Source organism: Marinicella gelatinilytica, from assembly GCF_026410405.1.
In the GTDB taxonomy this organism is placed as follows: Bacteria; Pseudomonadota; Gammaproteobacteria; order Xanthomonadales; family Marinicellaceae; genus Marinicella; species Marinicella gelatinilytica.
This window is the reverse complement of record NZ_JAPMLN010000012.1, coordinates 92,595-99,931: the sequence shown is the minus strand read 5'-3', so window position 1 is coordinate 99,931 and position 7,337 is coordinate 92,595. Positions and strand designations below refer to the sequence as shown.

The window sequence follows — 7,337 nt, the reverse complement described above, 5'->3', positions numbered from 1 at the left end:
TCTTTATGGGCTTGAATAAGCTCAATCCATTGTTCTTTGCTTCGGTAAGTTTTGCTCATGTAATTCACTGTGTTAAAAACACACAGTGTGCATCAGACATCAGAAAAATAGTAGAATGGGGTTCGCTTGGCGCTTACGTTCTTAATAAAGAAACCGACCCAAAAAGAAAAGTTATATTATTTACAGAATATACAGATACTGTAAGACACCTTAAAAAATATTTTGAAAATGAATTATTGGGTCGTGCAATGTTCTGTGATGGCGGAATTAGCAAAAAATTCGCAAAAGAATTGGATGCTAATTTTAACGCAATACACAATGAACAAGTCGATGATTTCGATGTATTGATAACAAGTGATAAACTTTCAGAAGGTTTTAACTTGAATAGAGCTGGGTTAATTATTAATTATGATATTCCTTGGAATCCAACTCGTGTTATACAGCGTGTTGGTCGTATCAATAGAATGAGTGCAAAAGTTTTTGATGAATTATATATTTATAACTTCTTTCCTACTGATCAAGGTTCTGACATTGTAAAAAGTAGAGAAATTGCTCAACAAAAAATGTTTTTAATACATAGTGCGTTAGGAGAAGATTCCAAAATTTTCAATGCTAATGAAGAACCAACACCCAGTGGATTATTCAGCAAAATAAGTGCAAACCCAGAAGAAAATGATGAATTAAGTACTTCAACAATTATACGAAATGATTACAATAAAATTGTTGAATCTCATCCAGAGGTTATAAAGAAAATAAGTGATTTGCCGAACAGAGTTAAAACAGCCAAGCAATTTGAGGAAAACAATGTTGTTGTTTTGCGGAAAAAAGGAATGGCCTTATTTTCAATAGTTCATCAATACGATAATGAAAAACCAAATGATAAGCCAACCGAAAAGACATTTGAGGAATTAATTGAATTTGTAAAATGTGGTCCTGACGAAGAACGTTTAACGTTAAATAGTGATTTTTGGAATTCGTACGAAGAAATAAAAACATATAAACCAAAATATAAATCAGGTAGAAGTGAGTTGGCTCTAGAGAATCAAGCAAATATTGCATTGAAAACATTACTTAAAGAAAAGAGAGACGATTTAGATCAGGAATTAGTATCCTTTATTGATACACTTTTAAAAGACATTAAAAAGTATAAAACACTACCAAAATATACGTTGAGACAATTAAAACTCTCAACAAAAAACAACAGCATTGATGAATTAATATTTAATATAAAGGATTTAAGGAGGCGATTAGGAGATGACTATTTGAATGTGATTTTAAGCAGAATAAATGACATTCAAAATGATGTAATTATAGCGGTCGGGAATAAGAAAGGTTTGGAATAACAATCAAATAACATGGTATAAATAATAAATAACATGGGACAGGCACTCTTTAAGACTATTCAATCCTAATGAAATTTTTATATTTTGCACTTAATTAAGAAAAAAATGATCCCCAAACTATCCAAATATTCCTCCCCGAAGGCTCACCGACTTCAGTTAAAGAAGCCGAGCTCACGAATCGGCTGATTAAAACCATTTGGTTTCCGCGGACGGCGATGGCTAATCCCGTTAAACATTAAATCAATCAAATATATTGTCCTCACTAATAAAAATAGATAGAGAAATTTAAATGACGAATTGGAAAGAATCAAAACAAAAGTTTTTAGAAAGATGGCCACTTGAAAAAGTTAAAAGTTTAACCTTAGAAGAATATACTAATACTGAAAGAAATGATTCTTTTACCTATTGGATGGAAACCAGAACTGAAGATGTTATAAGCATGTGGGGTGGTTCGGCTTATAAATTCGGTGTTTTTAAAAGAAATCCCGAAGCTGAACAAAAGCAATTACAAAGCAACCAAAAGAGTGATGGCGTATATGGTTGGTATTCAAAATATGGCGATTCACCTGAAGTAGCTTTTTCAGAAGTAAAGAACCAACTAATTAAGACTATTAAATCGGCACAAAATGAAGATTTTCATGAAATTGATGGCATTGACTTAGGACACTCATTCAAATGGAAGATAGCATACATGTATGCGCCTGAGAACACTTTGTTAAGGTTTGTAAAGGACGGCGCACTTAAATATTTAAGCCAGGAAATTTTAGGTAAAAAACTAAAAAAAGCATCTGAAATTCATCGGCAACTAATTGAAGCCAAGCCTGAAGATGAACCCTTTGACGATTATTCATCAAGATTGTGGGATATGTTCGATAAGAAAGATAAATTAAGTAAGGCCACTGAATCAGATAAGCAAAGTGACGGTTACAAACGCACTCAATCAGAAATAAACACGCCATTAAACCAAATCTTATTCGGACCGCCGGGAACCGGTAAAACCTATTCGACCGTTATTAAAGCTTTAGCAATTATTGAAGAGAATTCAGAAGCTGAAATAGAAACCGAAGACTATCCGAGGTTGAAAAAAAGATATGATGAGTATGTAAAAGAAGGCCAAATTGTCTTTACCACTTTTCATCAAAGTCTGGCGTATGAAGATTTTGTTGAGGGTATTAAACCCATTGAGCCTGAAAAAGAAGGTGATTCAATTAGTTATAAAGTTGAAGAGGGTATTTTTAAAAGATTATGTATTGAGGCAGGTTTTTCACTGGCGAAAGAAAGTAATTCTGTCTTGATTGATCATGTGGTTGACTTTTCACTGGCGTTTGATGAATTTTCACAACGTATTGAAGAAAAATTATCATCCAGTGAAACGGTTGAACTGAAAACTAAGAATGGTGGAAAGGTTATTGTTGACGGTATATCCTCTCAAGGTAACATTATAGTAAAGCATGTCGGGGGATCCAGAGCATATACAGTTTCAAAATCTCGATTAGCGAAGCTTCAAGAGGGCATAGACGATTTAGAAGAGGTCAATAACATTAATGATGAATTTAGGGCAATAATTGGTGGTAGTAATTCTTCTGCTTATTGGTCAGTTTTAAACTCAATTCAAGAACAATCCATACACTCAAACTTGAATAGAACGCCTAAAAAATATTCATGGAGCGATAAAGTTCAAGTTGTAAAATCTTTAAAATTGTCAGAATTATCAGGTAAAACGAGTAAGCCGTATATTCTTATCATCGACGAAATAAATCGGGGGGATGTGTCGGCTATTTTCGGCGAGTTAATAACATTAATTGAACTAAGTAAACGTGCCGGGAATGAAGAAGGGTTAGAAATTATTTTGCCGTATAGCAAGGAACCATTTTTTGTGCCCAATAACCTGTATATTATCGGCACTATGAACACCGCTGACAGAAGCGTTGAAGCGTTGGATTCGGCTTTAAGGCGGCGTTTTAGTTTTACTGAAATGCCACCGCAACCGGATTTAATAGAACAAGTGGGTGTGCGTTTTATTGACGCAATTGATGAGCCCATTGATTTAGTCAATTTACTGACGGTCATTAATGAGCGGATTGAAGTCTTGTTGGACAGAGACCATTTGATTGGTCACAGTTATTTTATGAAAATCACTGATATCGCCGGATTAAGGCATGCTTTTTATAATGAAATTATCCCACTGTTGCAGGAATACTTTTTCGGCGATTACGGTAAAATTTCGATGGTGTTAGGCGAGGGCTTTTGTCAGGCTGAGAGCGCTTCTGAAGTTAAGTTTGCCACGGTATCTACACATTATGATGATTATGATTACAGCGAAAAGCTAATATACTCTTTTCCCAATCATGAAACCGATGCTGAATTTATCGACGCCATCAACAAACTACTGAATAAGTCGGGTGATGAGAGCCAATAAAACCATCACTGTTTATGAACACGACCGTTTAAAGGTCGGTATGGTTTTTGATACGGGTAATCGAAAAGTTGAGTTTAAACAAAGTCATTTGCAAGCCTTAGAAAAGCACTATGGCAATGGTGGTTTAAATTACTACCAGCTCATTAACAAAGGTATAAAATTTAATCAATTCGTCGGTGTTTTACAGGTCGGTGAGTTAACCATTGAAGTGCTACCTAAAGTTGATAAAACGCATGATGAAAATCGTTGGCGGACTTTATTAATCGGCATGTTAAAAACGGTGGGGACTTTTAATATTCAAGCGCCGAGTTCAGCTGCTTTAAATACAAAAAACAACTTTATACTGGATTTATACTTTGCGCTTTTTCTGAAAGAAGTGGCGTACTTAGTCAACTTAGGCCTGGTTAAGAAATACACGAAAACCGAAGGCCAGTCACTGGCTTTAAAAGGGGCTTTACAGTTCGGGCAACACATCAGCAAAAATCTGGTGCATCAAGAACGTTTTTTTGTGCGTTATAGTAAGTATTCGTACCAACAGCCGCTCAATCAAATTTTATTTAAAACCTTAAAACTGCTTAAACGCATTAACTCCAACGCCGCTTTGCACAGCCGTATCGGTTCGTTGTTACTGCACTTTCCTGAGTTACCTGACATCACAGTCAGAGAAGCCGATTTTGAGAAAATTATTTATAACCGAAAAACCACGGTTTATAAAGATGCCATCGAAATCAGTCGTTTGTTGCTACTTAATTACCATCCTGATGTCAGTGCCGGTAAAAATCATATTTTGGCCATTATGTTCGATATGAATGCCTTGTGGGAACGTTTCGTCTATATCAGCCTGAGAAAAAACAGAGCTCAGTATCAAAATATAACAGCCCAAGCGCATAAATATTTCTGGCGACCTAAAAAAGGCAATCGCTCAAGTATTCGACCTGATATTGTGATTAAAAACAAAGTTAGCTCAGTCGGTGAAAAGCCTAAAGCGATTGTATTTGATACTAAATGGAAGAACATTCAATCAAGCAATCCCTCATCGCATGATTTAAGACAAATGTATGTTTACCACGATTATTTTAATGCAGAAAAAGTGGCTTTGGTTTATCCTGGAGAGATTAATCAACAAATATCAGGGCAGTACCTCAATAAGATTAACGGCCAAGAATCTAATAAAACCTGTGGCATCATTACGATCGGTATCCATGAGAATGTTAAGGTATGGCAAGATGAAATTTATAAGCAACTAAATGGTTGGATAGTTAACGCATGAGACAACCAACTCAGTTAAATAACTTAGTCGCCCCTGAACGATTTCGATGCCTGTCCTTAGTTAGAGTTAAACGGCTGGCCAGAATGGAAAGACAAAAAAGGCAACAGTTGTTGCAATTTTTGCAACATGTTGGATTTGTTGACATTTGGGTTGATTGAAAAAGCCAGTAAAAGCCATGACAGGCATGTCATTAAAATATAAATAGCTTACAAATTGATATTTTAATTTTGAATTATCAACAACCGCTATTTCTCAAAACAGCCAAATGTGAAATAAGCTGGTCGCTATCCTAGATAACAGATGAAATCCATATTAACGGTTTAAATATACTCCTATATGCGGCGAATAACGCCGCAAAAGCACTATCTAAGTAAACTTTTTTAGCTTTTTTAGTTTATAATTGTGCTTTAATGCGGCGATTAGTGCCGCATCAACTGATACTTTTAAACCTAATTATGCGTGAACAGAATAAATTAGAACGGATCTTACCTTTGGGTTTAGTCGCTACCCGGGCCTATATATTGGCACAAGGTATCGAGCGGCATAGGTTCGATAATGCGGTCAAGTCTGGGAAATTAAAGGCGGTCAGTAGAGGTGTCTATATACGCGAGGGATTACCTATAACCTGGCAAGGCGTGATGTCTTCTTTGGCCAGGCTAAATCCTGAAAATCCAGCTTATGTTGGTGGCGTTTCGGCCATCCAATTAAGTGGCTTTGGGCATTATGTTCAAGATTTGACAGTGGTTCATGTTTATTCCAATTCGCCTAAGCCAAGTTGGATAGATGGACTTGATTTGTCAGTTAAATTTAAATGGCATGGTTGCAAAAGGCTTTGGCGTGATTTGGATGTGGATGTTTTACAAGTTCAACAGTGGCGCGATGATGTATCTGTTTATTTTCAGGCTTCAGTTGAACAGGCTTGTTTGGAGCTTTTGTCTGGCGTTCCTCACAGTGTGAGTTTTGAATATGCGGATATGTTGTTCCAAGGATTAACATCGATGTCTCCGAAAAGATTAGATGGCATGCTAAAGCGTTGTAACAGTATCAAGGCCAAACGATTGTTTTTCTGGTTTGCGCAACGTCACAATTTTCAATGGTCGAAAAAGCTTAAATCATCTGATTATGATTTGGGTAGTGGTAAACGGGTTATCGCTGAACAGGGGCGCCTGGATAATGAGTTAATGATAACGGTGCCCAGTTCATGGTGAAGGTTTATCAACAACAAGTTAAGTTGGTGATTCAGCTTCTGGGCTTGGTGGATACAGAAACCTGTTTCGCTTTAAAAGGTGGCACAGCAATTAATTTATTTGTTGAGGATTTACCACGTTTGTCGGTCGATATTGATTTGGTTTACTTGCCAGATGAAGCGCGGAATGAGGCATTGGATCGCATTCGTGAAGCGTTGGATCGTTTGGCCGAAAAAATATCAGAGCAGTGGCAAATGGCTCAAGTCATTAAAGCATATGATGACAAGAATGATGCTTTGCGCTTAGTCGTTCAGCATGATGGTGTGGTGGTAAAGGTTGAATTATCACCTGTGTTACGTGGCACTGTTTATGAGCCTAAAAGGTTGTCTGTGATGCCTTCGGTTGAAGACCGGTTTGGTTATGCGGAGATGAACGTGGTGTCGAAAGCTGATTTATATGCCGGTAAAATGTGTGCCGCGCTCGACAGACAACACCCACGGGATTTGTTCGATGTGATGTTGTACTTCAGACACAATGAATGGGATACAGCATTGCGCAAAGCATTTCTGCTTTACCTCATAAGTCACCCACGTCCTATCAGTGAATTATTAAATCCACATTTGAAGCCATTAAATGCCGTGTTTGATGCTGAATTTAATGGCATGGCATTTGTAGAGGTGAGTTTAGATGAATTAATCAAAACGAGACAACAACTTATTGATACCATAATGAGCTCACTAACAGGTGATGAAAGAAAGTTTTTGTTGTCGTTTCAAAACAGTCAGGCAGATTGGTCATTATTGGGATTAGATGCCGTAGATCGCTTGCCGGCCATACAATGGAAAATGTTAAATATCAAAAAAATGACAAGCAAAAAGTTAACACAAGAATTAGAAACGCTAAAAAATATTTTAGGGATTGATTAATCATAACCACCCATTCAATCAATAATAAGGGACTGGCATTCTTTAGATAATTTTAAGCCGTTTATTTGATTGATAGACCATTAACTACCTGGTTGTTTACAGATAATTTTGAAAGGATTTTGACTGAGGTGTAGTCACACTATAGACTTGGTTGGTTATTAATGTTGAATCTGGTGTATGTCCTTAGTTAGA

5 protein-coding genes are annotated in these 7,337 nt (G+C 36.6%); all 5 read left to right on the top strand.

The genetic code is table 11. From position 1 onward, the window contains the following. A partial coding sequence (locus tag OS173_RS09100) for a C-terminal helicase domain-containing protein (RefSeq protein WP_267183969.1) occupies window positions 1–1,343 on the top strand: 1,343 nt, incomplete at its 5' end. A gap of 289 nt (window positions 1,344–1,632) precedes the next feature. Then, window positions 1,633–3,762, top strand: a complete 2,130-nt coding sequence (locus OS173_RS09095) for an McrB family protein (protein WP_267183968.1) — start codon at window positions 1,633–1,635, stop codon at window positions 3,760–3,762. Continuing rightward, on the top strand, window positions 3,749–5,032 hold the full coding sequence (locus tag OS173_RS09090; RefSeq protein WP_267183967.1) for an McrC family protein: 1,284 nt from the start codon (window positions 3,749–3,751) through the stop codon (window positions 5,030–5,032). The genes OS173_RS09095 and OS173_RS09090 overlap by 14 nt, the downstream gene beginning before the upstream one ends. Window positions 5,033–5,442: 410 nt before the next feature. Beyond that, window positions 5,443–6,240 (top strand): type IV toxin-antitoxin system AbiEi family antitoxin domain-containing protein, encoded by a 798-nt coding sequence (locus OS173_RS09085; RefSeq protein ID WP_267183966.1) that lies wholly within the window; start codon window positions 5,443–5,445, stop codon window positions 6,238–6,240. Beyond that, window positions 6,234–7,145, top strand: a complete 912-nt coding sequence (locus tag OS173_RS09080) for a nucleotidyl transferase AbiEii/AbiGii toxin family protein (protein ID WP_267183965.1) — start codon at window positions 6,234–6,236, stop codon at window positions 7,143–7,145. Before OS173_RS09085 ends, OS173_RS09080 begins: the two co-directional genes overlap by 7 nt. Window positions 7,146–7,337: the final 192 nt, after the last annotated feature.

Excerpts from the sequence above, each read along its gene's own strand:
- OS173_RS09095 (WP_267183968.1), top strand. The coding sequence starts at position 1,633 with ATGACGAATTGGAAAGAATCAAAACAAAAGTTTTTAGAAAGATGGCCA.
- OS173_RS09090 (WP_267183967.1), top strand. The coding sequence starts at position 3,749 with ATGAGAGCCAATAAAACCATCACTGTTTATGAACACGACCGTTTAAAG.
- OS173_RS09085 (WP_267183966.1), top strand. The coding sequence starts at position 5,443 with ATGCGGCGATTAGTGCCGCATCAACTGATACTTTTAAACCTAATTATG.
- OS173_RS09080 (WP_267183965.1), top strand. The coding sequence starts at position 6,234 with ATGGTGAAGGTTTATCAACAACAAGTTAAGTTGGTGATTCAGCTTCTG.